Origin of the sequence: Rhizobium sp. BK661 (assembly GCF_024808825.1) — a bacterium.
GTDB lineage: Bacteria > Pseudomonadota > Alphaproteobacteria > Rhizobiales > Rhizobiaceae > Rhizobium.
Genome location: NZ_JANTYT010000005.1, coordinates 170817 through 195898 on the forward strand (window position 1 = coordinate 170817; position 25082 = coordinate 195898).

Sequence of the window (25082 nt, forward strand, 5' to 3'; positions counted from 1 at the left end):
AACGAAAAAATTGGCCAAGCGCGCCGCCTGGCAGCGGAAAGAACTTGATTTCAATCGGTTTTCCGATTTTCATACGCGCGATTTCGCAGGCAAACGAAAAGCCGCTCCGGTTTGTTCCGGAGCGGCTTTTCGTTTGAGGGTGATAGCTTGCCGTCTATTGGGTGACCAGCACCTTGTCCGAGGCAGCTTCCGAGCCAATCGCCGTAAACGCTCCCAGCAGGTCGGTCATGCTTTCCGCCTGGAAGTAGTAGCCGGCACCGCTCGCGCAACTGAGGAGGAGGTTCTTTCCGGCGGTGGGCGCCATGAAAGCCACCGAGTAGATTTTGATGCCCTTTTGCTTCGCGTCGGTGCAGTATTCCAGGGTTTTTGTATCGGACGACGAAGCGTTGTTTTCACCGTCAGTCATTAATACAATATATTTTGTAAGCTTTTCGTTTCCGGCTTGCTGTTGAATCTGCGTTTCTGACGTGGAGCCGGTGGTTGTCAGCCCGTCAAGCGCCGCTTTCATAGGTGCAGCCGATTCCGTGCCGCCACCCGCCGACAAGACGTTAATGACGCTGTTTCTCGTTTGAGAGGTGCCCCAGGCAAACTTGCTTGATACTTGAATTTTGCTGCTCCAGCCAATTGCGTTCGTGCGCGCATACTTGGAGGTTGGATCGGCTTTATCCAACTGATCCAGAAGCAAATTCGCAGCCGTCTTCAAGGCATCAATCTTCTTGACGTAGCACGGACTGGAACTGCCGATCTTGGTGCCGCTGGTGTTGTAGTGGTCGCACTTGTTGTTGTTCAGCTTGGTCGTCGTGTCAGCCAGCATCGAACCTGACTCGTCGAGAGCAAGGGTCATAGACAAAGCGCTCTTTACTTCGCTCGTGCCGCTGCTCGTTGAGCTGGAGGTCGCGATGTTGACCGTTTTCTTGCCGAGCACATTCATCAACGGAGTCAAACTCATCGCATAAGCAGCGTCGACCTTGACCTTATAGCTCTTGCTGGTGGCCGTGGTGGTCGTCGTGACAGAAGCCGTTGTTGAGTTTTTCAGGGAGGCCGCATCGGTACTACTCATATAGTTCGCCATCTGACCGACGACGAAATCTTTCGCCAAAGCTTCGGCCGCGGTGCCATCAGCGACCGTACCTTTTGCAAGCGCCGTGGCCGCTGCAAGCGCGGCCGCATCGGAAGCCTCCTGAAGCTGGCGCTGCTGCAGGACCATGTTGGAAAAGTCGATTGCGACGCCGGCGGTCCCGATCAGAACCGGGACGACGATGGCGGTCACCATTCCGAAGTTGCCACTGCGATCTTTCTGTAGCCGAGACAGGCTCGACTTCAGTCCTTGAAAGGTGCTCATCATGTTCACCTGAGTTAGTGCCCCAATAATGCCTCATTCATGCCTGGCAATTCTTGAGTTCACCTTTATCAAGTCGTTAAGATTTTAACGGAATGTCGCTTTCTTGCGCGCCGCTTGGGTGAAATGCGCTTTCTGAGCGATCTTTCGAGTTAATGTGTGCGCTTATGGCGTGTGTCAACTCAGCGGAACGACATCCACCGCCTGCACAGCGCGCTGCCCACCGTAGCTCTTCAGCACGCCAATGACCGGGGCCACGTCTGAATAGTCGCGGCCATAGGCAACGACGATGTGGTCGGTGCCGGCCGGGATGTTGTTGGTCGGGTCGAGTTCGACCCAGCCGATCGTTTCGCCGCACCAGACCCTGACCCAGGCATGCATGGCGTCGGCGCCCTCCAGCCGTTCCTTGCCGGGCGGGGGGATGGTGCGCAGGAAGCCGGAGACATAGCCTGCCGGAATGCCGAGGCTGCGCAGCGCAAGGATCATGACATGCACGAAGTCCTGGCAGACGCCGCTTTTCAACTGGAAGGCTTCGAGCGGAGTGCTGTCTACCGTCGTCGCCTCGGCATCGTAGGTGAAGTCGCGATAGATCTGCGTGCAGAGCGCGGTGGCGATCTGCAGCACGGTCAATGACGACTCGGCACGGGCCTTCGCATAGTCCGAGATGGCGCGGGTTTCCAACAGGCGCGGGCTGTTGCCGAGGAAGTGGTGCGGGGCGTCGGGTTTCAACGACCAGACCCCTGCGATCTCATCCGGAAGCTCCGCAAGCAGGGGAGAAAAATCAGCCGTGATCGAGTGGCTCTCCACCTGCACACGGGCGTGCATGCGAATGTCGAGCTTTTCGTGTGGTGCCCTCACTAGGAAGGAGGTTGCCGGATGCTCGAAAAAATCGGTGAAATGCGCTTGCTCGTCGGGTGTCGGCGAGACCTTTATCGAGCCGGCGATCAGCCGCTGGCGGTTTGGCAGCGACAGCGGCATCAGCCGCGTGATGTGGCGCGCGCCAGAAGCCGGCGTATCGTAGATGTAACCCATGTGCAGCGAGAGATCGTAGAGCACCAGGGTCACCCGAGATATGTGTGGGCAAGAAGGTCGGACAGCTGTTCCAGCTCGCGCTCCAAGCGACGATAGACATCGACGCTCATCGTCTCCGGCGTCATCACGGCAAGGCCGGAGTGCAGCCGCATCGCCTCGCGATAGAAGGGTGACATCTGGCCGTTGACGAAGGCGTTCGGCAGTTGCTCCACCTCGCGGTGGATCTCGTTCATCTGGAAGAGGATTGAGCGCGGATTGAGCGGATCGAGCGCCAAGAGATCGGTGACCGTCAGGCGCGCGGTGTTAACGTTGTATCGGCGGCGATGGGTCATGACGCTGTCACCGATCTCGAGCAGCATGTCGAGCGCGCCGTCGGGGGCGTCCGGGCCCGACATGTGGCCGAGCAGGCGCGTCATGTGCAGGCCACGTTCGATATGGCGACCAAGCGAGAGAAAGCGCCAGCCGGTGAAGCGATACATGTTTTCGTGCACAAGGCCCGCGAAACCGGCGAGCTTACGCAAGAGCACGGTCATGGCATGGCTGGCGTCGTCGCCGGGCAGGATGGTCTCGTGGAAGCGCCGCGCGGTCTTGGCCAGATCGGTCAGCGCCAGCCAGCCGTCCGGTGAGAAGCGGTCGCGGATGTTGCTGGCGGAATAGACGGCGCTGTCGATGTTGCGCAGGAGATTTTCCGGGACGGCATCTGCCGTGTCGATGTCGACGGCCGCCAGATAGGCTGACACGTCGGCTAGGAGTGGCTGGTTCGGATCGGCAGCCTCGGCGAAGCGGGCGTGCCAGGCGCGCAGGATGCGCAGCGCCCCTTCGGCGCGTTCGATATAGCGGCCGAGCCAGAAGAGGTTGTCGGCGGCGCGGCTTGGCAGGCTGCCCGGCATGTTGCGGGTGAAGCTGCCTTCGGCCGGCAGCAGCGTATGGCGCTCGACCGGCTTGTCGCTGACGATCCAGACGTCGGCGGCCGCGCCACCCGATTGCATGGCGATCGCTGATACATCGTCGCTGCCGCCAATGCGGGCAAAACCGCCGGGCATGATCTGCCAGCCATTGGCGGTGCGGGCGGCAAAGACGCGCAGCGACATCGGCCGCGGCGTCAGCTTGCCGCCGATCCAGGCCGGCGTCGTCGACAGCGTCACGACCTCCTGGCCGACGAGCTTTGCGCCGTCGGAGTTCAGCCAGTCGCCGATCGAATCCTTGGCGGCGGCGCGCAGGCTCGAGCCAAGCACGGATTCGCCGCTGTCGTCGAAGAAGGGCGCGCGCGAATAGGCCGGGCCTATGACCATCTTCTCGATGTTCTCGGCCACATGCTCACGCTCGCCCTTCTGGCCGCACCACCAGGTCGCGATCGACGGAAGCTTCAGTTCCTCGCCGAAAAGCTGGCGACAGATCGTCGGCATGAAGGCAAGCAGCGCGCGCGTCTCGATGATGCCGCTGCCGAGCGCGTTGACGATCGTCACGCTTTCGGCACGAAGCGCCTCGACGAGGCCGGGCGTGCCGATATGCGAGTTCTGGTTCAGTTCGAGCGGATCGGCATAGGCCGAATCCAGGCGGCGCCACAGCACGGTAATCGGCTTCAGGCCGGAGACGGTGCGCACCATCACCTTGCCGTTGACAACGGTCAGATCCTCGCCTTCGAGCAGCATGAAGCCGAGATAACGGGCGATATAGGCGTGTTCGTAATAGGTTTCGTTGGCGGGGCCGGGGGTCAGCACGGCGATCCGGTCATCGCCGCTGTGCTTCATGCTCTGTAGGGAATCGCGGAAGGCGCCGAAGAAGGAGGCCAGCCGATGGACCGGCGTCTCGGCATAGATGTCGGAGAAGGCACGGGTCGTTGCAACGCGGTTCTCGAGCGCAAAGCCGGCACCCGATGGCGCCTGGGTGCGATCGGCGAGCACCCACCAGTTGCCGTCAGGACCGCGGCCGATCTCGAAAGCGCAGAAATGCAGGTAGTGTCCGCCGGCCGGCGTGACGCCAACGAGCGGACGCTGGTATTCGGGATTGGCGGCGATCAGCGCCGGCGGCAGGACGCCATCCGCGACCAGACGGTTCTCACCATAGATGTCGGCAACGATCGCCTCGAGCAGATCGGCGCGCTGCACGAGACCGGCCGACACCGCTTCCCATTCGCGGGCGTCGATCAGCACAGGCACATGCGACAGCGGCCAGGAGCGCTCGGCGCTGCCGGTGCTGCCGTAGGCGCGGTAGAACACGCCGGCATCGCGGAGATAGCGATCGGCGCGGGCGAAGCGCTCGGTCAGATCCTTCTCGGGCATTCCGCTCAAATGCGCGAAGAAGCGTTGCCAGACGGGCCGGATGGCGCCGTCGGTATCGACCATTTCGTCGGCGACGCCGGGCAGCGGGGCATAGTCTGATACCGCATCGTTTCCGGTACGGATCGCTGGCTCTTCCCTCAGTTCTGCCGTCGGTTTCTTGCCCATGTCGCCCTAAAGTCTAGATGCCCGCTGGCCGCCTCAGATCCAGCGTCAGCGGGAATTCCGGCGAGGCGTTCTCGACCGGCGGAATATAGCCGCCCGCCGTATGCCCCCACGGCTCGAATCGCGCCAGACGCCTTGCTTCAGCTTCGTTACCATTGACCGGGAAGGTGTCATAGTTACGCCCGCCCGGATGGGCAACATGATAGATGCAGCCGCCAATCGAACGCTTCGACCATGTATCATAAATGTCGAAGGTGAGCGGCGTGTTGACCGGCAGAAGCGGGTGCAATCCCGACGCCGGCTGCCAAGCCTTGAAGCGGACGCCGGCGACCGAGACGCCTGAGGTGCCCGTCGGCGTCAGCGGCACGGTGCGGCCGTTGCAGGTGACGGTGTAGCGGGCGGCGTTGCCGGTCTCGAGCCGCACCTGCAGGCGCTCGACGGAGCTGTCGACATAGCGCACGGTGCCGCCGATCGCGCCTTCCTCGCCCATGACGTTCCAAGGTTCCAGCGCCTGGCGCAGCTCCAGCTTTGCGCCCTCGTATTCGACCTCGCCGCAGAAGGGGAAGCGGAATTCGAGCTGCGCCTTGAACCATTCCGGGCTGAGATCGAAGCCATTCTGCTTGAGGTCGGCCAGCACGTCCTGGAAATCTTGCCAGACGAAGTGCGGCAGCATGAAGCGGTCGTGCAGCGTGGTGCCCCAGCGCACGAAGCGGCCATCCGCGGGGTTCTGCCAGAAGCGGGCGATGAGGGCGCGGACCAGAAGCTGCTGGGCCAGCGACATGCGTGCGTTCGGCGGCATCTCGAAGCCGCGGAACTCGACGAGGCCGAGGCGGCCCGTCGGGCCATCGGGCGAAAACAGCTTGTCGATGCAGATCTCGGCGCGGTGAGTGTTGCCGGTCACGTCGATCAGGAGATTGCGGAACAGGCGGTCGGTGATCCAGGGCAGGGGTGTCGGTCCACGGCCCGGCGCGGGGATCTGGGCGAGCGCGGTTTCCAGTTCGTAGAGGCTGTCGTGGCGGGCCTCGTCGATGCGTGGCGCCTGGCTGGTCGGGCCGATGAACATACCTGAAAACATGTAGGAGAGCGAGGGATGGCGCTGCCAGTGCAGCACCAGGCTCTTCAACAGGTCCGGTCGGCGCAGGAAGGGGCTGTCGCCGGGATTGGCGCCGCCGACTACCACATGGTTGCCGCCGCCGGTGCCGGTGTGGCGGCCGTCGATCATGAACTTGTCGGTGCCGAGCCTCGTCTGGCGGGCTTCCTCGTAGACGGCGGTGGTTATGTCGACGCAGTCCTGCCAGTTCGACGCCGGGTGGATGTTGACCTCGATGACGCCGGGATCGGGGGCGACGCGGATGACGTTGATGCGCTCGTCCTGCGGCGGCGAATAGCCCTCGATATGGACGGGCAGGCCGAGCTCGGCGGCGGCGTTTTCGGCGGCCGCGATCAGTTCGAGATAATCCTCGATGCGCTCGACCGGGGGCATGAAGACGCAGAGCCTGCCGTCGCGCGGCTCAACCGAGATCGCGGTGCGCACGGCGCCGCCGATGTCACTGATGGTCTGCTCGACGCGGCTCTGCGCCGATGTGTCGTCGCTGTGGCGCGAGGCCTCCGGCATGGCGCGGCCAGCGGGGACGAAGACCTCGGGCAAAGGCTTGCGCGGGATCGAGGGATCGGCCGGGTGGATATAGGGGAAGCGGGCGGGCGGCACGTAGGGCAGGGTGCCGAGCGGCAGGCGGTAGCCGACGGGGCTGTCGCCGGGGACGAGGAAGATCTTGCCGCGGCGGGTCTTCCAGCGCTCGCTCATCCAGCGCTGGCCCGACGCCTTGGCGTTCCAGGCCTGGACGGGGAGGATGTAGCCTGTCGGCGTCGTCAGGCCGCGCTCGAAGACGCGAGCGATGCGGCTGCGCTCCTCCGGGTCCTTGAGCTTGGAATTGGAGGGATCGACATTATCAGGGAGGCTGCCTTCCTTGATGATCCATTCGGCCGGATCTTCGTAGGCCGGTAGCACCATGTCGGTGTCGATAGCCAGTTCGCGGGCGATGGCGCTCAGAAGGTTGCCGGCATCGTCGGCGACGACGCCGGTGTCCTTGCCTTCGCCGGCGATGAGATCAGGATTGCGCCAGATCGGCTTGCCGTCCTTGCGCCAGTAGAGCGAGAAGGTCCAGCGCGGCAGGCTTTCGCCGGGATACCACTTGCCTTGGCCGTAATGCAGGAAGCCGCCAGGGGCGAAGCGCTCGCGCAGCTTGCGGATCAGGATATCGGCCTTCTCGCGCTTGGTCGGGCCGACGGCGGCGGTGTTCCATTCCTCGGATTCGAAATCGTCGATCGAGACGAAGGTCGGCTCGCCGCCCATGGTGAGGCGGACGTCTTCGGCCTTGAGGATGTCGTCGACCTTGCGGCCCAGCGCGTTAAGCTCGTCCCAGCTGTCGTCGGAAAAGGGCTTGGTGATGCGCGGATGCTCGGCGACGCGCGAGACCTTCATGTCGAAGGCGAATTCGGTGTTGGCGTGGCCGTAGAGGGCGCCCGAGATCGGGGCGGCGTTGCGATAGTGGGGCGTGGAGGCGAGCGGGATGTGGCTTTCGCCGGTCAAGAGGCCCGAGGTCGGGTCGAGGCCGATCCAGCCGGCGCCGGGAATATAGACTTCCGCCCAGGCATGCAGGTCGGTGAAATCGACCTCGGTGCCGGAGGGGCCGTCGAGCGCCTTCAGATCCGGCGTCAGCTGGATGAGATAGCCGGACACGAAGCGGGCGGCGAAGCCGAGATTGCGCAGGATCTCGACCAGCAGCCAGCTGGTGTCGCGACAGGAGCCGAGCGCAAGCTTCAGCGTCTCCTCCGGCGACTGCACGCCGGGCTCCATGCGGATGACATATTCGATGTCGCCCTTGAGCTTGGCATTGAGGCCGACGATGAAATCGGTGGTGCGCATCGGCGTGCGGTCGATGCCGGCGAGGTAGGCCGCCAGCGCCGGCTCCAGCGGCTGCGGCTGCATGTAGATCTTCAGGTCGTCCCTGATCTCCTCGGGATAGGAGAAGGGCCACATTTCGGCGCTCTCCTCGACGAAGAAATCGAAGGGATTGTAGACCGTCATGTCGGCGACGAGATCGACTTCGATCTTGAACTCGGTGACCGGGTCGGGGAAGACGTAACGGGCCAGATAATTGCCGTAGGGATCCTGCTGCAGGTTTACGAAATGGTTCGCTGGCGAGACCTTCAGCGAATGGCTCATCACCCGCGTCTTGGAATGCGACGCGGGCTTGAGGCGGATGATCTGGGGTCCGAGGCGGACCGGCTTGTCGTATTTGTAATGCGTCAGGTGATAGATGCTGGCCTTGATCGACATATTTCGCCTTATCCGGCGCCGCGACGTTGCGCGGCATTGCTGTTCCCGAAAGCAGTGTGTGCAATGCAGCGAAAGAATGCAAGGCGGAAAGGCCAAGCCGGCTAAGCCTTTACGTCGCCTTTGCAAAGGTTACGGAGGCCTTGAGGCCTCTGCCGTTGCAGCCGGCCTCGAGCGCGAGGGCGGCATTGAAGAGGCCGGCGATCTCCTCGACGATCGGCAGGCCGAGGCCTGCGCCCGGTGCTCCGGAGTTGCTGCCCCGCGAGAAACGCTGCCGGACGGCGGCGAGCTTCTCTGCGGGAATGCCGGGGCCGTTGTCCTCGACTTCGAGGCGCACGGCGTCGTCGGTCTCGGATATCCGGACGGTCACCTCGGCGCCCGTGCCGGCATAGGCGATGGCGTTTCCGGCAAGGTTGCGCAGCAGTTCGCCGATCAGCAGCGGCTCGGCGCGGATAAGGGCAGGGCGGTCGCCTTCGAAGCCGAGATCGATGCCGGCCTCGGCGGCCGTGGGGATCAATTCGCCGGTTATCTCCTGGGCAATTGCCGTCAGGTCGATCGAAGAGGCGGTCAGCGCTTCCTTTGCCACGGCCGCATCGATCTTCGCCATCAGCAGCAGCTGTGCGAGGATTCGTTCGGCGCGAGCGACGGCCTGGTCGCCCTTCAAGGCCGAGCCCTGGGCTTCGGCCAAGGTGCCTGATCGGGCCGAGAGGGCAAGCTGGGTGCGGATGATCGCAAGCGGCGTGCGCAGCTGGTGGCTGGCATTGCCGGTGAAATTGCGGAGCGCGTCGAGCGCCGATTGCAGGCGCACCATGAAGCCGTTGACCGTATCGACGAGCGGCTGCACCTCGCTCGGGACGGACTGTTCGATCGGATGCAGGTCATCGGGGCTGCGCTCGCCGATCGCGTCACGCAGCTTGTAGAGCGGGCGGAGCGCAACGGTGACCGAAATCCAGACGATGACGGCGGCGCCTGCGATCATCAGGGAGAGGCGCAGTGCCGAGCGGAACAGGATGGCGCGGGCGAGCTGGCGGCGGGCAATCGTCGTCTCCGCGACGGTCACGGCGAAGGGCACGGAGCGGATGCCTGTCGAGGCCGACCGCTTCAGTGTCGCCACCCGGATTGGCTCGCCGCGGAAGGTGTCATCGGCAAACGCGGCGGTGTCGCCCACGGTCTCGGAAAGCACGGGTAGCGCTTGGTAGCCGGTGATGAATTTTCCGGGAGGCCCGTCGACGCGGTAGAAGACCCGGTCCTGCGCCGCCGAGGTCAGCATCTCCAGCGCTACATAGGGGATATCGACCTCGAGCGTGCCGTCTTCGGCAACGACGACGCGTTCGGCGATGGCGAGCGCCGAGCCTGCCAGCACGCGGTCCGAGACGATGTTGGAGGTCTGCACGGCCTCGCGATAAGTGTCCGCGAGCGCGACCATGCCGATGATGGCGGTCGAGATCAGCAGCCAGAACAGCAGCCTTCGTCGGAGCGAATAGGCCGTCGTCATGAGGCCTCGGGCAGCTTGTCGAGATAGTAGCCGATACCGCGCGCGGTCTTCACCGTCAGGCCGTGTGGCAACAGGCGTTTTCTGAGACGACTGACGTACTGCTCGATGGCATTGGCCGAAATGTCGTCGTCGAAGGCAGTCAGCGACTGGATGATCGCTTCCTTGGCGACGACCTTGCCGGCGCGCATGAAGAGGATTTCGAGCAGGCCGAGTTCGCGGGCGGGGATATCTAGCGGCGTCGAGCCGGCAGAAAAGGCGCGCGAGTTAAGATCGAGCGACAGGCCACCGAAACTGACGGTTGCCGAATGCAGCCCGGCCTGGCGGCGCAGGAGGACGCGGACGCGCGCCTCGAATTCGGCGATATCGAAGGGCTTGATGAGATAATCGTCGGCGCCGAGATCGAGGCCCTTGACGCGCTCCTCCGGCGTGCCGCGCGCCGTCAGGATCAGCACCGCCGACTGGTTCTGCCGGGCCCGCATGGCGCGCAGCACCTCGAGGCCATCCATTTCCGGCAGGTTCAGGTCGAGCACGACGAGATCGAAATTCTCGGCTGCCGTCACGGCATTGGCGGAAGCGCCGTCATGTACGACATCGACGGCATGGCCGGTGCCGCGCAAGATCGCCGAAAGCCCGTCAGCCAGCGCGATATTGTCCTCCACCAGTAGAATGCGCACGGATGTTCCCTTTATTTTTGAAAAGGATACAGGGTGGCGCGGCCGATGTCACGACGGGCTGAGCGCAGGATCTACCGCTGTGCCGCGATGTCCGCGAGCAGCTTCTGAAACCGCGGGTCGGACCTGATGTTGTCGAGGTCGGAGTCGTTGGCGAACCATTCGAGCTGGTAGAAGGAGCTGTTCGGGCGCAGCTGCTCCAGGAGATTGATGGCGCGTTCGGTGTCTCCGAGGATGGCGTAGACGCAGGCGGCATTGTAGCGCGTGATCGCGTCGCTCGGATCGAGTGCGAGCGCGCGTTCCGTCCATGACAGGGCCTGCTGGCGATCGCCGAGATGGGCGTAGGCGAGACCAGCGCGGTGCACCGGTGATGAGCTATCCGGGCTCTGCTCCGCCGCTCGGTTGCAGCGCCGGATGGTTTCTTGCGCCCATTGGCGCTCCGCGTCCGGCTGGCCGAGAGAGCGGTAGGATGCCGTTAGCAGAATGGGGGAAACGTAGTCGTTTTCGTAAAGTGCGGCCGCACGCACGAAGTAGAAGGTGGCTTGCTCGAAGGCGCCCCGCCGGAAGTGGCTGTGGGCGAAGTAGAAGTTTGCTTCGAAGAGGTCGGGATCGAGGGCGAGGGCGCTTTCGAAGTAGACGAGCGCTTCGGCGTCCTTCCCGTCATGATGGAGCGCCATCGCGCGGGCGGCATGCGCCTCTGCGAGGTTGGGATCTAGGGCCAGCGCCTTGGCGCTCATCGCCAGGATGTCGTTGATCGGTAGCTGCGCGGCATACCAGATGTGCAGGGCGGAATCGCAATCGGCAATGCCGGCATAGGCACGCGCGTAAGAAGGGTCCAGTTCCACGGCTTTCGCGAACATGCGTCTTGCCAGGTTGAGATATGGCATGGTCATCGTCCGCGCGAATTTGCGACCTCGCAGATAGTAGGTATAGGCCTCGGCGCTCGTCGTCGGATCGCTTTCGATCGCCAGCCTTTCCTCAGGGCGGAGCTTGATTTTCAGCTGGTGGACGATTGCGTGAGCGATCTCATCCTGGATCGCAAAAATGTCGGTGAGGTCCCGATCATAGCGATCGGCCCATAGATGGTTCTCGTTTCCGGCATCAATCATCTGGGCGCTGATCCTGACGCGTGCACCCGCCTTGCGGACACTGCCCTGCAGCACATAGCGCACCGACAATTCCCGTGCGATCTGCCCGAGCTTCACCTGCTGGCCCTTGTAGGTGAAGGTCGTGTTGCGTGGCGTGACGGCGAGGTCGGAGATTTTCGAGAGGTCGGTGATGATGTCTTCGGTCAGGCCGTCCGAGAAATACTCCTGGTCGGGATCGTCGCTCATGTTGGTGAACGGCAAGACAAGGATCGATTGTTCGTTCGATCGGCCGATGCTGGTCGCCGGCGCCGGTCGCTCCGCTGGCCGGTCTAACAGTACGGTATAGACGCGCACCGACTGGCGGATGTTCTTCAGCGTCTGATGGCCCATGTCCTCGAAGCGCAGGTCGAGCTTCGAGCCGATCTGGTCGTTCACCGAGGCGGACACGGCGATTCCGCCCGGCGCGGCTATGCCTTCGAGCCGTGCGGCTATATTGACACCGTCGCCGAAAATGTCGCCATCCTCGACGATGACGTCGCCGAGATTGATGCCGATCCGAAGCTGGATCCGCTGCTCCTGCTCCACCCCGATATTGCGCTGCTGCATTCCGCGCTGAATGTCGACGGCGCATGCCACGGCGTTGACGACGCTGGAGAATTCCGCCAGCAGACCGTCGCCGATCAATTTGACCAGCCGTCCTCCATGCCCGGCGAGAGCAGGTTCGATCAGTTCCTTTCGGTGACGGTTGACCGCGGCAAGCGTCCCGGTCTCGTCGATGCCCATCAGCCTGCTGTAGCCAACCACATCGGCGGCAAGAATGGCGGTCAAACGTCGTTCCAAGGTGCTCTCCGGTCGAACCCACAGAACTCTAGCGTGTTTTGCGCCGCCGGACGAGGAGCGATCGGCTACGCAATTGGCGGGTGCCTTGTGTCGCCCTTCGCGGTCATGCATCTTAGGGGGATGAGGAGACTGTTCTTACTTGCGTGCCTGTTGCTTTGTCCGGGTTTGGCCCTGGCCGATGAGGTGTTCTATCCCGCGCCGTCAGGCAATGCTGCGGCTCCGACACTGGTCGTCTATTCCTCGCTTGACGAGCCGCTTGCGCAGCCGATGATCCGCGGATTTCAAGAGGCCAATCCGGATGTCGCGGTCAAGTATGAGGACATGCTGACCGGCGAAATCTACGACCGCATCGTGCGCGAGACGGATGCCGGCAAACGCACCGCCGATTTCGCCTTCTCCTCGGCGATGGACCTGCAGGTGAAGCTCTCCAACGACGGCTATGCGCAGGTGAGCAACCTGCCGATGAGCGCGCGCTGGCCGAAATGGGCAAACTGGCGCAATACCGCCTATGCGCTGACCTTCGAGCCGGCCGTGTTCGTCTATCACAAGCCAAGCTTCGTGAACGAGCCGCCGCCGAGTTCGCGCGCCGAGTTCGTTGATTACCTCAAGCGGAAGGGCGATGCGATCCATGGGCGGATCGGCACCTATGACATCGAGCGTTCCGGTGTCGGCTTTCTGTTCATGGCCCGCGACCAGGAGCAGTTCGGAGATATCTGGTCGGTCATCGGCGCCATGGGAGCCGCGGGCGTCAAGCTGTATTCGACGAGTTCGGCCATTCTGGAGCGCGTGTCGGATGGCCGCTTCGTTCTCGGCTACAATATTCTTGGTTCCTACGCCGCCGATTGGGCCAAGCGTCACCCGGATGTCGGGATCGTGCTGCCGAAGGACTATACCGTCGTGATGTCGCGCATCGGCCTCGTGCCGCAGGCGGCGGGCGAGCCGGAACTCGGACGGCGCTACCTCTCCTTCTTCATGTCGAAAGAGGGCCAGACGATCATGGCGCGCGAGCTGCAGATTCCGGCCGTCAGCCCGGAAGTCGCCGGCGAGAATACGGCCAATACCATGCAGGAACTTCTTGGTGCGCAACTCCGTCCTGTGCCCGTCAGCCCTGGGCTGATGGTGTATCTGGATCAGGTCAAGCGTGCGCGACTGATCGCGCACTGGAATGAAGTGCTGCGTACCCAATAGGAACTGCGGATTGAGTTATCGGAAAGAGCAGGGCCGCTGAGCGTTGGCCAGCAATTCCTGCTTCGTCGCGAAGGATCCGAAGAGCGCGAGGAGACGTTTTTCCTCCTCCTTGTCCAGCCGGTGTCGGCGTGCGAAATCGCGCACACTCCACACCTGGCGCAAGCCCTCATTTTCGATTTGATTGGTATCGACGTGAGAACTCATGGCGCAATCCTCCTTAGCGCTCTTAACGCTGGAATGGCACTCGGGTTCCATCGGCTCTGAAGTTTTATCTTTTTTGCGTCTGGCCAAGATTGCGGCAAAAAAGTGTCTGTACGGGGTGGATACCTAAGCTATGTCAGCTAAATGACAGCTTGTTGTGGTCCGCTTTGCAGAACTTCAGCTCCGTGGAGGCGGAGAGATGAAGTTTCGGGAGGAACTGCCAGCGTATCGGACCTCGGAGTCCGTCTGCGGTGTCCTTCCCGATTCCATCGAGAACAATGCGCGGTTTCTCAGCCGTGCCCACGGAGGACACACTCGTGAAGTATACTCTTCTTGCAACTATTTTCGCGGCCGCGGTCGCGCTGCCGGCTTATGCGGCCGACTACACCATCATGGCGCCCGCCGCTCCCGGCGGCGGTTGGGACCAGACGGCCCGCTCGCTGCAAACGGTCATGCAGAAGGAAGGCATTTCTGGCAATGTTCAGGTTCAGAACGTTCCGGGCGCCGGCGGCACCATTGGTCTGGCGCAGTTCACCGGCCAGAATAACGGCAATGCAAACGCGCTGATCGTCGGCGGCTACGTGATGGTCGGAGCGATCCTGACCAATCAGTCGCCGGTGACGCTCAAGGACGTTACGCCGATCGCCCGTCTGACGGGTGAGTATGAAGCGATCGTCGTTCCGGCCGCGTCCGACATCAAGACCATGGCCGATCTCGTTGCCAAGCTGAAGCAGGATCCGGGCTCGGTTTCCTGGGGCGGCGGTTCGGCGGGCGGTACCGACCATATCGCGGTCGGCCTGATCGCCAAGGCTGCCGGCGTTGATCCGACGAAGATCAACTATGTCGCCTTCTCCGGCGGCGGCGAAGCGCTCGCCGCGATTCTCGGCGGTCAGGTCACGGCTGGCATTTCCGGCTACGGCGAATTCGAATCGCAGGTAAAGGCCGGACAGTTGCGGCTTCTGGCCGTATCCGGCGAGCAGCGTATCGACGGCGTCGACGCTCCGACCCTGAAGGAATCCGGCCTCGACGTGTCGGTGCAGAACTGGCGCATGGTTGCCGCTGCTCCCGGCCTTTCGGCTGAGCAGACGGCGGCGATTACGGCCGATTTCGACAAGCTTTCGAAGTCCGCCAGCTGGCAGGAAATCCTGAAGACCAAGGGCTGGGCTGACACCTACCTTGCCGGCGACGCCTTCAAGGCGCAGCTCGACAAGGATGTTTCGGCAACCGAAGGCATTCTCAAAGAGATCGGACTTGTTCAATGAGCAGGGTCAATGAACCCTTGGCAACGAAGCGCCGCCCTGATTGGGCGGCGCTGGTCATTGCCATCTGTCTTTTCGCCGTCGCTGCCGTCATGCTCTGGGATGCCTTCCATATGAAGGCGATCGCGCAATATGCCCGGATCGGCCCGGCAACGGCGCCTAAGGTGGTCGCCTTCGGGCTGATCGGTCTCGGCATCTGGACGATCTTCGAGGCCTGGCGCGGCGAGTTTCCGGAGCGCGAGCACCAGGAAGTCGCCCCTGTCGTATGGGTGGTCGCCGGTCTCGCCGCGCAGATGCTGCTCCTGAAAACCGCAGGTTTTTCGATCGCGACCGGCATTCTGTTTGCGTTCACCGCCGCTGGCTTCGGACGTCGCAAGCTCTGGCTTTCGATCCCCGCCGGCATCGCCTTCAGCTTCGTGGTCTGGGTGATCTTCGCGAAGCTCCTGCAGCTGACCCTGCCTGCCGGGCCGTTCGAACACATCTTCTTCTAGGATTGGATGCGATGAGCACCTTCGAATTCCTCTTCCAGGGCATCCTGGTCGCCATGCAGCCGATGAACCTGCTCTATGCGCTCGTCGGCGTGACGCTCGGCACCGCGGTCGGCGTGCTGCCGGGCATCGGCCCAGCGCTGACCGTCGCCCTTCTTCTTCCCGTTACCTACAAGCTCGATCCTGCCGGCTCGCTGATCATGTTCGCGGGCATTTACTACGGCGGCATGTATGGCGGCTCGACGACGTCGATCCTTCTCAATACGCCCGGCGAAAGCGCCTCGATCGTGACGGCCTTGGAGGGCAACAAGATGGCCCGGGCCGGCCGCGGCGGACCGGCGCTCGCGACAGCGGCGATCGGTTCGTTCGTCGCCGGCCTGATCGCAACACTCGGCCTGGCTTTCATCGCCCCCTATATCGTCAAGCTCGCACTGGTCTTCGGGCCACGGGAATACTTCGCGCTGATGGTTCTCGCCTTCGTGACGGTCTCCTCGGCCTTCGGGGATTCGGCCCTGCGCGGTTTGACCTCGCTCTTCATCGGCTTTGCCCTTGCGATGGTCGGCATCGACCAGCAGACCGGGCAAGCGCGCCTTTCGTTCGGCGTTCCCGATCTGCTCGATGGCGTCGAGGTGACGACGCTTGCGGTCGCGATGTTTGCGATCGGTGAAACCCTCTATATCGCCGCTCAAGGCAATCGTGGCGAGGAGAAGGTCGAGGCGGTCAAAGGCTCGCTGTGGATGACAGCGGCCGACTGGGGTCGTTCGTGGAAGGCATGGCTGCGCGGCACGCTGATCGGTTTCCCGATCGGCGCGATGCCGGCGGGCGGCGCCGAGATCGGAACGTTCCTGTCCTATGCCACGGAAAAGCGTTTGGCGAAGAACCCCGAGGAGTTCGGCCACGGTGCGATCGAAGGCGTTGCCGGTCCGGAGGCTGCGAACAATGCGTCGGCCGCTGGTACGCTGGTGCCGCTGTTGACGCTCGGCCTGCCGACGACGGCGACGGCGGCGATCATGCTCGCCGGCTTCCAGCAATACGGGCTGCAGCCCGGCCCGCTGCTGTTTGCGAACAACCCGCAGATCGTCTGGGGCCTGATCGCCAGCCTGCTGATCGCCAATGCGATGCTGTTGGTGCTCAACCTGCCGCTGATCGGTCTCTGGGTGCGGCTGCTGACGATCCCGAAGCCGTGGCTCTATGCCGGCATCCTGTTGTTTGCAACGCTCGGCACGATTGGCGCCAACCCGTCGGTGTTCGAACTCGGCATGCTGCTCGGCTTCGGCGTCCTCGGCTACATCATGCGGCTCTTCGGCTATCCAATCGCGCCCGCGGTCGTTGGCCTGATCCTTGGCCCGCTGGCTGAACAGCAATTGCGTCGCGCGCTCGCGATCAGCCAGGGAGATGTGACGACGCTGGTGATGTCCCCGATCGCGGCCGGACTGCTGATCGTCGCAGCTGCCGCCTTCATCATCCCACTGATCCTGCGCCTGCGTGGACGCGGCGAGGTTCTGTCGCAGCTTGCGGCAAACGAGGATTAAAAGAAAAAGACTGCCCGAACCTCTCTTACTGTGGCCGGCGATGGGAAACCTTCGCCGGCCTTTTCATCTGGTAAGGGGGATGCCGGAGCGTGTCGACCCGCTTTTGGCCTTAGTGACCATAGAGCGCCATGTGCAGGCTCCAATAGGTGGGCGCCAAGATCGCCAGAGCCGCGACAAAACCGGCGGGAACACCGACAATCGCCCTTTTGAATGCGGGTGCGACCTGTGTATCGCGTGTCGGGTCAACGGTCGCAATCACCAACATCATGATGATCAGGCTGTGGCCCACCAAGTCCAGCCTTCCGAACGGCACCACCGCCGCGCTGAAGATGACAATCAACGCAATGGCTGAAGATCGGCGGATAAGTGGTGTCCAGAGCAATCCAAGGCCAAGGGTGAATTCGACGACACCGGCCATCGGCAGAAATACATCGATCGGCATCCCGAAGGTCAGGAACGGCTTTTGCTGCGCCAGCGGCTGGAACCATTCAGGATAGGCGAATTTTTCAAAGCTGGAGCGCATCAGCGTGACGGCGATCGCCCAGCGTAGAACGTTGAAGCGCTGTTTGTGCCACCGGGACTCGCTGACCGAAAACAACACCAGATAGCCGGCAACGCCGACCCCAAGCACAACATAGTCGAGAAGATGAAAAATCTGATACTGATGAAGAGCGGCAATCCAAAGCCCGAGTACACCGATGGCAGAAAGCCACATTGTTCGGCGGGAGAAGAGACCGGCTGCAATTGCCAGTTGGCTCCATGAAACCCACTCCGAAGGGGTCGGAAGATCAGGGGTGAGGTAGACGCCACCAATGACGAAGATGGCGACAAAAAAGGCTGCCGTTATGGCGCGAACAAAGTCGTCGGCCCGATTCCACAGCGGTTCCGACACGCTGTCCATCAGCATCAGAATTCTGGTGCCGATGACGGTCCGTTCAACGACGGCGGTCATTGCGAAAAGTGGGACCGCGATGGCGACGGCAAGCCAGAACCAGGGGCTTGCCAGCGTTTCCGAAAAAGGTCTCGCGGGCGTAGCGATGTCAAATGATGTGAACCATTTGACATGGGCTTCGGCGGGTGTTGACCACACCATCAACGTCGCTATCGCGAGAATGCAGAGGGTTGCCTCGAGGAGAAGCGGGGTGAAATAGGCCCTTATGCTCGCCACTTGAGGGGATGGCGGACCTTCGTCGGTCCGTGCTGTGCTGAATATCGTGTCCTGAACGTTGAACTTGAACGTAGCCATTTCTGCTCTCCGGATTTGGACGCAGCAAACCGCTCGGAAGGCGGTGGCCCTCCGCTCAGCAACGAGGTTTTTTGAAACGCTGCCCGTATTTCAGCATCGCTCGCGCGATCCTTGTAGAGAACAAGGTCCCGCGGTCTTTGCGACTAAGGAGTGAGCGGTCTGGCACCTTGGTCGCGGCAAACCTGAGACCAAGGTCGACCCCCAGGGGGAAGGCAGCTACGTCGACAGGGCCAAACTCTTGTCTCGCGAGGCTTCGCCAAATGAGCGCATTTGCAAAAAATGTCACTTATTCAAGTGGTTGAAAGAAAACACGCTCATAGCTGCTGAACGGCGGATTTTTCCCATACCGTGCGTTTGCCTCGATACCGTCAGGGTCGATGGCGACTGCATCACGATACCGAAGATAGGTTGCGTCGTCTGGAAAAGTGAACAGCGCGATAGCGATGTCGTTACCACCGTCCTTTCCTAGGCCCCGGAAGCTCACCCCGGCCCCGTTCGGCGGCTCACGTGAAATGAAGTATCCGTGGTGTGTCCCGCCGTGACGTTCGATAAGCCTGATCCAGGTTTGCGCATAGGCTTTGAATTCGCTGAGCGCGCTCGCATCGATGCGATAACGAACCTCGCATGTTATCGGATCTTCGGACATAGCGCCTCCTCGCCTCCATTACGCACCGGTGGCATGGCTGATCAGGAAAGTCCATCGAGACGAACGATCAGATGACATGCACGCTGATGCCTCGCGTTAGCAATCGGTGTCCAATCGATCCTTGCGCTCTATGTTGGGGAATATGGATGCGATCTATGCCGATGCGCCGTCCACGCGCGTTACAGGCGCTCCAGGAACGAAAGCACCCGCTGGGTCAGCACTGCGGTGGCCTCGGCATCGTAGGATGGTAGCGAGCAGTCGGCAAAATAGTGCTGGTCGCCGTGGTATAGAAAGAGCGAGGCATCCTTGACTGTTGCGACGATTTCGCGGGCCGCATCGATATCGCCTTCGCCGACGAAGATCGGATCGGCGTCCATCCCATGGATCTGAACAGGGACGCCCTCCGGCCATGGTCCGAACGACCACTCGCCGCTGATCGGCAGGCAGGAATAGAAGAGCAACGCTCCCCGCGCCCCGGATCGCGTCTGTGCGAGCTTCTGTGCCGGCAGCACGCCAAAGGAAAAGCCGGCGTAGACGAGCCGCGAGGGCAGTTCCTCCGCCAGGCGGACGCCGCGCTCGCGCATTTCCTCGAACCCGATCTCGTTGATGTAGGAAAGCCCTTCGTCGATGCTTCGGAAGGTCTGCCCATCGAACAAGTCCGGCGCATGAACAATATGCCCGGCGTTCCGCAACTGCTTAGCGAAGGCGTGCAGGCCAGCGGTCAATCCCTGTGCGTGATGAAACAGCAAGACCTCAGCCATCAGGCGCCTCCTGACGCATAAGCTATGGCAGGCATTGGATAAATCCACCAGCGCAGGTACCGAATGACTTGCCGCCTCGTCAAGACGAACGGCTTTGCACTCCCCTTTGTTGTCGTTCGGCGGACTTCGCCGCGGGTCACGCCGTAGCGTTGGCGCCATCTTCGATGTTTGCGCTGTTTTCCTCTCTCACTTTGGCGGCAGCCTCATCATAGAGGAAGGGCAGGAACGCATAGCGGCGGCCACGGGTGACCTTTGATACGGCATGCAGGAGCGAGCAGGAAAATACCACCGCGCCGCCCGGAGGGGCCTTGTAGGTTCGGTTGCCATACTCAGGAAAACTGACCTCGCCGCCGTCGAAATCATTGTTGAGATTGACCGAAACCGCGAAGCGCCGATGCGCGGTGCCTTTCGTGGTGTTGTCACGATGCGGCTTGAAGTGAGCCTCTTCATCGGCATCGTAGCAGGAGACGATGTATCGCTCCATTCGCGTGGCTTCGAATTGGTGGACCTTCTTGATTTCGGGAATGATGCGCCGGATGAACCGCCCACGCAATTCGGCCATCAGCGCATCGTCCTCGATCGTGTGATCTCTGCGGCGCTTGTGATTGTGGTCCGAGACGAGCACGGTTTTTCCGTTGATCTCGCGCATGAATCCGGACTCCTGGCCGCCATGTCGTTCGTAAAGGTTGATCAGTTCGTGGCAGAGATCGGTCTCAAAGACATCGGGAAGCACGATGACCGGGGCATGCATTTCCAGGCCGCTGGACCGCTCCACCGGTGGTAGCGTTTCTAGATAGGCGATCAATTCGTCTATGCCGCTTCCTTCCTTGCCGGGCACGAAGGTCGCCCGCACTCGCATCGTCGGATCCAGAACCACGCATACCTGACGGTAGGTCACGCCGACGCCGCCTTGCTGCGCATCGGCGCTGACTGCGCCGTAGAGCTTGCTGACGCTCAAATCGAAGTCGAGAAAGAACTTGATGCCGGGCTTCTGATCGGCAATGCCCTGATGGGTTTCGTCTTTCGGATCGACTGTTACGCCGAAGAAGGCAACCTTGCTTCCGTTGAAGACTGCCGGTCTCGACCGGATCTTTTCCAGCGCTTGGGTGACGTTGGGACTTGCCGTGGAGCCAAAGAAGTAAAGGACCATGTATCGCCCGGCAGCGACGTCGAAAACATAACGCGGGTTGGAAAGTGTACGCTGAATAAAGCGCGGCGCCGGGTCTCCGGCCGCTAAGTGCAACTTCATAGACTAACTCCCCTTATTGTAGGGATGCTAAAGTAATAAATTCCATCTGGCTAGATTCGTATCCGCTAAGCGCGCTTGTCGCGTGCCTACTCTGATCGCCTATTCTTGCATGGCAGGGGTGAATTCCCGCCGCTTGTCGGCCAGCCGGTGCCTCGCCATATGTGAGCAGTCAATCATAAAGAAAAGCGAGAAAGAAAATGTCCTTCCGTAAGTCCATTCGCGATGGTTTCCTTGGCCGCGCCTTTGCGATGATCGGTGCTGCAAATGCTGTAAGCGCCTCCGTCGAATCTGGCCGCCGTCCGAAAGCACGCGATCTGCGCGAGCTCGGCATCGATCCGAGCATGTTCGGCAGAATCAATCACTAACTTATCCGCGCGCCTCGGCGCGGTTTGGCGATCTGGGATCGCCAGATACGAAACAGCCCGCAACCGGATGGTCGCGGGCTTTATTTTTTGGTGATGAAGGCGCATCGGCCGATGCGGCTTGCAAGGATTAGGCGTGCAGTTCCTTGTGCGTCTCGGCGCGTTCTTCCGCCTGCTCCTTCTTGTTGTAGCGGATCGACGACCAGAGCGAGATGCCGATCAGGGCCGCGCCACCAAGGCCGGTGATCACCTCGGGGATATGGAACATCGTCTGCACGTACATGATCACCGAGAGGATCAGGATCGCATAGAACGCGCCGTGCTCGAGATAACGATATTCGGCAAGTGTTCCCTTTTCGACGAGCATGATCGTCATCGAACGCACGTACATGGCGCCGATGCCGAGGCCGATCGCGATGACGAAGAGGTTTTGCGTCAATGCGAAGGCGCCGATGACGCCGTCGAAGGAGAAGCTGGCATCCAGCACTTCGAGATAGATGAAGGCACCAAGACCACCCTTGGCGGCAGCGCTCATCGTCTGTTGCGAGGCATCGAGCAGACCGCCGATCACCTCGACCGCCAGGAAGGTCAGAAGTCCATAGATGGCGCAATGCACGAAGGTCGTGGCTTCTTCCTCGCCAAGGAAGGACGAGAACACCAGGACCAGCGCCAGAACGAAGGCAATCTCGATACCCTTGATCGTGGCCGAGCGGGCCATCAGCTTTTCAAGTCCAGCGATCCAGTGGACATCCTTCTCATGGTTGAAGAAGTAGTTGAGGCCGACCATCATCAGGAAGGTGCCCCCGAAGGCTGCGATCGGCAGGTGCGCATCGTTCATGATGCGGGCGTATTCCGCGGGCTCCCGGGCTGCGAGCACCAGGGCTTCCCATGGACCGATCTGTGCTGCGATCGCGACGATCGCCAACGGGAAGACGATACGCATGCCGAAGACGGCAATGACGATGCCCCAGGTGAGGAAGCGATGCTGCCAGACCGGCGTCATCTCCTTGAGCTTGTTGGCATTGACGATGGCATTGTCGAAGGAGAGCGAAATCTCCAGCACGGCGAGCACCGTGCAGATGAAGAAGACGGTCGCCATGCCGCCGATGGTGCCTGTCGTCTGCCAGCCAAGGGCCGCTCCGAGGACAAGGCCGAGGCCGGTGACAATGAAGGCCCAGGTGAAATAGCTGAGCGCCGATTTTTGCGGGATACCGTTGGTCATGGCCGCACCTCGCAACCAAGAACGATGTCGAACAGAGAATGTGTACGTGAAAAACGCGACATACCACAAAGGGCATGCGCGTAAGGCATGGTGAGCTTTTTCATCGATGAAAAATCCGCCGGCTTAAGCTGCAGGCGGTACCGACATCACGAGAGCGCCGTAAAAACTCTCGCCAGAGGGGCCCGGCACCAGGTTGACCCATCGGCCGATGTCCGAGGCCGCGGGATAAGGCGAAGGTAGTGATCTTGCCACGCCAGTCAAGATCGACGCCATGGGCTTTGTTCTTTTCTTTGGAACCATCCGACGGCGCGGTCGTTAGTCCTAGGTTCCCCAGTGTCACGCGCAATAACAAGGAGGCCGATGATGCATCCCTCGACCCATACCCCCGACAAGCGCACGGAAAAGTCCGACCGAATGAAGCGGGCGCGCCCGAACCGCATGCAGAAGGCGCAGGTATTGCCGCCGCATCACGTCGACCTGACACTGCCACATGGCGTTTTCGATGACGTCCACGTTCCCGCCCACGTCACCGGTGGCGACCTTTCGAAGGGCGGCCCAAAGCCGGTCACGGATGGCGATTCCACGATCGCTAAGCCGACCCGTTGAGGTCTCGGTGTTCCCAACTTCGACGCTTCCATTCGCGACAACCGGTGAGAAAAGATGAAAACGACTTTGGTGCCGCACGACATTTACATGAAGCATGAAATCGAATGCAGGCGCTTCGCGCAGCCGCAGATATTCAGATCGATCTGGAAAGAATCGAGATCACTAATTCGCTGGGTTCGCGTTGGGAACCGGCAATACGTTTGAAGGCGGACACGGCATCTGCGGTGGTGCGGCTTTAAAGCCGTGGCGACCGTGCAGCCGTGTCGTCGCAGCACTCTGCAGCATCGGGATCGTCACATCAGTGCTGGAAATGAAGCGGCTGCCAACCTTTCGGAAAGGATTGCCCGGCGATAATCCCGTGCGTTCACGGGAATCGGACAGATGGCAAAGACTGCGACACGCCGCCGCAAATCATCGGCACGATCAAAGGGAAGGGGAGGCGGCGGCAGCGCGCTCCCCTGGGTCGTCATCGGGGCGATCGCCGTGGGCGGCATTGCAACCTATGACAATTGGAAGAGCGTGAAGCCGATGCTGGCTGCGCATGCGCCGGCCTCGATTGTCTCCCGCCCGGTCTCGAACGCGCGAAGCGAGCCTGCGAGCGATCCCAGCCCACGGCAGACGGCTTCGATCACCACGGCGACGCGAATGGTGCCGCCTGCTGCGGTCCCCATTCCCGCGAAGGCACCCGTCGTGCCTGAAAAGGCAATCCCGGTCTCCATCTCGCCGGCACAGGCACAGACCGGCCGCGCGGCCTTCGGCTATTGTGGGCAGGGCGAGCACATCAACTGCGTCGCCGATGGAAGCACGTTCTGGTACAAGGGCGAGAAGGTCGCGATCGCCGACGTCGTCAGCCCCGCCATCGAGACAGCCCGTTGCGACAACGAGAAGCGGTTGGGGTTCGCCGCCAAACTGCGGCTCCTCAACATTCTGAACTCCGGATCCTTCTCGATGAATCCCGCCGGGCAGCCCGGCAAAGCAGGCGCGCCGCATGTCGTGTCGCGCGAGGGTCGGTCGATCGGCGTGCAGATGATCAACGAGGGATTGGCCCGCAAACCCGGAGCGAGCAACAGCTGGTGCGCCTGAGCGCAGCCAGCAATTGCGAACGTTGGCCTATTTTTGCTTCGGCGCTTTACCGTTGGTGCGGAAGCTGCCGGTAAAGGCGGTATCCTTGCTTTCGGCGGTGCATTCGATCGCGACCGGCTTGCCGCCGTACGGGTTGCCCATCGTGCAGGTTCCGGCGACCTTTACCTGACCTGTCATCTTCTGGCCGACGCCCGTCACCACGAGGTTGAGCGGCATGCGGGCGTTGCCGTTGGAGGCTGGCTTGATGGCAGTACCATCGCCCTGGAAGCCGAGCATCTTGCCGCCTGAAGTGAAGATGAAGGTGACCTGGCCGTTTACCAGCGTAACACTTGCGAGTTCGCCTTCGCAGCCCTTCGTCGCATCGAGCTTGCCGACGACGAGCTTGGCGCACTTGCCGGCAAGCGTCAGCGCCCCCGGGGCGCCAGGGAAATTCTGCGGCGCCGCGCCCGCCGTCGTGGTCAGTGTTGCGGCGAGCAGCGAAGCAGCGGCCAAAGTTGCCAGTCTCATGTGTTTACCTCGTAATGCATGTCTCAGCAGTGCTGTTGTATCGGCAGCGACTTGCCACTCTTCTGTGTTCGAAATTGGTCGACAGGCACGACTCTAGATCTCGGTAGCCTGGGCATGCGGTGAAATGACGCTTGGTCAAAGCCAGCATGCGCGATAGCTACCGGTTGGACCGGCAGCAAGACCGCCGGTCTAGCTAAGATGGAGGAATGCGATGATCAGGAAGATTGCTCTGAGTGTTGCCATCCTTGCCTTTGGCGTCGCTCCGGCGCTGGCCGCAAGTAGCCACTACTATGTGGAGCACGCTGCAAACAGCAACAAATGTAGCGTCGTGTCGAAACGTCCTGACGGCAAGAACGCGATGGCGGTCGGAAGTGCGTACAAGACGAAGGCGCTTGCCGAGGCGGCCATGAAGACCGCATCCGCCTGCATGTAGTGCGGCTCGCATTGCGTATGAAATCGAACGAAGCGCCCGCGCATTGGCGGGCG

Annotated in this window: 22 protein-coding genes; 8 read left to right on the top strand and 14 right to left on the bottom strand. The window is 61.7% G+C overall.

From position 1 onward, the window contains the following. Nucleotides 1-154: 154 nt before the first annotated feature. The 7 genes from FHX16_RS13325 to FHX16_RS13355 form a co-directional block, all read right to left on the bottom strand. Nucleotides 155-1342: a vWA domain-containing protein gene (locus FHX16_RS13325; protein WP_405049281.1), complete on the bottom strand. Its 1188-nt coding sequence runs from the start codon at nucleotides 1340-1342 to the stop codon at nucleotides 155-157. A 174-nt stretch (nucleotides 1343-1516) separates the two neighbouring features. Next, the gene (locus tag FHX16_RS13330; protein WP_259128779.1) at nucleotides 1517-2404 is read right to left on the bottom strand and encodes a transglutaminase family protein; all 888 of its coding nucleotides are present in this window, start codon (nucleotides 2402-2404) and stop codon (nucleotides 1517-1519) included. After that, the gene (locus tag FHX16_RS13335) at nucleotides 2401-4818 is read right to left on the bottom strand and encodes a circularly permuted type 2 ATP-grasp protein (protein ID WP_183862297.1); all 2418 of its coding nucleotides are present in this window, start codon (nucleotides 4816-4818) and stop codon (nucleotides 2401-2403) included. The genes FHX16_RS13330 and FHX16_RS13335 overlap by 4 nt, the downstream gene beginning before the upstream one ends. Before the next feature lie 13 nt (nucleotides 4819-4831). Further along, nucleotides 4832-8155 carry a DUF2126 domain-containing protein gene (locus FHX16_RS13340; protein ID WP_183862295.1) on the bottom strand — a complete coding sequence of 1108 codons (3324 nt, stop codon included), beginning with the start codon at nucleotides 8153-8155 and terminating at the stop codon, nucleotides 4832-4834. Between the two features lie 109 nt (nucleotides 8156-8264). Then, nucleotides 8265-9647, bottom strand: a complete 1383-nt coding sequence (locus FHX16_RS13345) for a sensor histidine kinase (RefSeq protein ID WP_183862293.1) — start codon at nucleotides 9645-9647, stop codon at nucleotides 8265-8267. Continuing rightward, nucleotides 9644-10321: a response regulator transcription factor gene (locus tag FHX16_RS13350; protein ID WP_183862290.1), complete on the bottom strand. Its 678-nt coding sequence runs from the start codon at nucleotides 10319-10321 to the stop codon at nucleotides 9644-9646. Before FHX16_RS13350 ends, FHX16_RS13345 begins: the two co-directional genes overlap by 4 nt. 71 nt (nucleotides 10322-10392) lie before the next feature. Continuing rightward, nucleotides 10393-12246 (bottom strand): TPR end-of-group domain-containing protein, encoded by a 1854-nt coding sequence (locus FHX16_RS13355; RefSeq protein WP_183862288.1) that lies wholly within the window; start codon nucleotides 12244-12246, stop codon nucleotides 10393-10395. Between the two features lie 120 nt (nucleotides 12247-12366). On the opposite strand from FHX16_RS13355, the gene FHX16_RS13360 reads away from it, so the two are divergent. Beyond that, nucleotides 12367-13434, top strand: a complete 1068-nt coding sequence (locus FHX16_RS13360; protein ID WP_183862286.1) for an ABC transporter substrate-binding protein — start codon at nucleotides 12367-12369, stop codon at nucleotides 13432-13434. Nucleotides 13435-13449: 15 nt separating this feature from the next. Here FHX16_RS13360 and FHX16_RS13365 read toward each other — a convergent pair whose 3' ends face one another. Further along, nucleotides 13450-13638 carry a hypothetical protein gene (locus FHX16_RS13365; RefSeq protein WP_246712607.1) on the bottom strand — a complete coding sequence of 63 codons (189 nt, stop codon included), beginning with the start codon at nucleotides 13636-13638 and terminating at the stop codon, nucleotides 13450-13452. A 314-nt stretch (nucleotides 13639-13952) separates the two neighbouring features. On the opposite strand from FHX16_RS13365, the gene FHX16_RS13370 reads away from it, so the two are divergent. The 3 genes from FHX16_RS13370 to FHX16_RS13380 are packed head-to-tail and all read left to right on the top strand — an operon-like array spanning nucleotide 13953 to nucleotide 16914. Beyond that, on the top strand, nucleotides 13953-14897 hold the full coding sequence (locus FHX16_RS13370; protein ID WP_183862284.1) for a tripartite tricarboxylate transporter substrate binding protein: 945 nt from the start codon (nucleotides 13953-13955) through the stop codon (nucleotides 14895-14897). Continuing rightward, entirely contained in the window at nucleotides 14894-15385 is a 492-nt protein-coding gene (locus FHX16_RS13375) for a tripartite tricarboxylate transporter TctB family protein (RefSeq protein ID WP_183862282.1), read from the top strand. Before FHX16_RS13370 ends, FHX16_RS13375 begins: the two co-directional genes overlap by 4 nt. Nucleotides 15386-15396: 11 nt before the next feature. Next, a complete protein-coding gene (locus tag FHX16_RS13380) occupies nucleotides 15397-16914 on the top strand; it encodes a tripartite tricarboxylate transporter permease (protein WP_183755818.1) in 1518 nt (505 codons plus the stop codon). Nucleotides 16915-17023: 109 nt separating this feature from the next. On the opposite strand, the gene FHX16_RS13385 is transcribed toward FHX16_RS13380, so the two are convergent. From FHX16_RS13385 to FHX16_RS13400, 4 genes are all read right to left on the bottom strand, one after another. Then, nucleotides 17024-18160, bottom strand: a complete 1137-nt coding sequence (locus tag FHX16_RS13385) for a DoxX family membrane protein (RefSeq protein ID WP_183862280.1) — start codon at nucleotides 18158-18160, stop codon at nucleotides 17024-17026. A gap of 286 nt (nucleotides 18161-18446) precedes the next feature. Next, complete coding sequence (locus FHX16_RS13390) at nucleotides 18447-18806, bottom strand: NIPSNAP family protein (protein WP_183862278.1); 360 nt, start codon at nucleotides 18804-18806, stop codon at nucleotides 18447-18449. Nucleotides 18807-18985: 179 nt separating this feature from the next. Then, complete coding sequence (locus FHX16_RS13395) at nucleotides 18986-19567, bottom strand: dienelactone hydrolase family protein (RefSeq protein WP_183862276.1); 582 nt, start codon at nucleotides 19565-19567, stop codon at nucleotides 18986-18988. A gap of 136 nt (nucleotides 19568-19703) precedes the next feature. Continuing rightward, nucleotides 19704-20816, bottom strand: coding sequence for a 2OG-Fe(II) oxygenase (locus tag FHX16_RS13400; RefSeq protein WP_183862274.1), 1113 nt, complete (start codon nucleotides 20814-20816; stop codon nucleotides 19704-19706). Nucleotides 20817-21013: 197 nt separating this feature from the next. On the opposite strand from FHX16_RS13400, the gene FHX16_RS13405 reads away from it, so the two are divergent. Beyond that, complete coding sequence (locus FHX16_RS13405; RefSeq protein ID WP_183755812.1) at nucleotides 21014-21181, top strand: hypothetical protein; 168 nt, start codon at nucleotides 21014-21016, stop codon at nucleotides 21179-21181. Nucleotides 21182-21308: 127 nt separating this feature from the next. Here FHX16_RS13405 and FHX16_RS13410 read toward each other — a convergent pair whose 3' ends face one another. Then, on the bottom strand, nucleotides 21309-22400 hold the full coding sequence (locus FHX16_RS13410; protein ID WP_183862272.1) for a DUF475 domain-containing protein: 1092 nt from the start codon (nucleotides 22398-22400) through the stop codon (nucleotides 21309-21311). A gap of 360 nt (nucleotides 22401-22760) precedes the next feature. Between FHX16_RS13410 and FHX16_RS13415 the strand changes: the two genes are divergently transcribed. Together FHX16_RS13415 and FHX16_RS13420 are read left to right on the top strand one after the other, a co-directional pair. After that, a complete protein-coding gene (locus FHX16_RS13415; RefSeq protein WP_183755810.1) occupies nucleotides 22761-23006 on the top strand; it encodes a hypothetical protein in 246 nt (81 codons plus the stop codon). A 381-nt stretch (nucleotides 23007-23387) separates the two neighbouring features. Beyond that, the gene (locus FHX16_RS13420; protein WP_183862268.1) at nucleotides 23388-24089 is read left to right on the top strand and encodes a hypothetical protein; all 702 of its coding nucleotides are present in this window, start codon (nucleotides 23388-23390) and stop codon (nucleotides 24087-24089) included. Nucleotides 24090-24116: 27 nt separating this feature from the next. On the opposite strand, the gene FHX16_RS13425 is transcribed toward FHX16_RS13420, so the two are convergent. Further along, nucleotides 24117-24596, bottom strand: a complete 480-nt coding sequence (locus tag FHX16_RS13425; RefSeq protein ID WP_183755807.1) for a hypothetical protein — start codon at nucleotides 24594-24596, stop codon at nucleotides 24117-24119. Nucleotides 24597-24807: 211 nt separating this feature from the next. Between FHX16_RS13425 and FHX16_RS13430 the strand changes: the two genes are divergently transcribed. Next, complete coding sequence (locus FHX16_RS13430) at nucleotides 24808-25029, top strand: hypothetical protein (RefSeq protein ID WP_114714454.1); 222 nt, start codon at nucleotides 24808-24810, stop codon at nucleotides 25027-25029. Nucleotides 25030-25082: the final 53 nt, after the last annotated feature.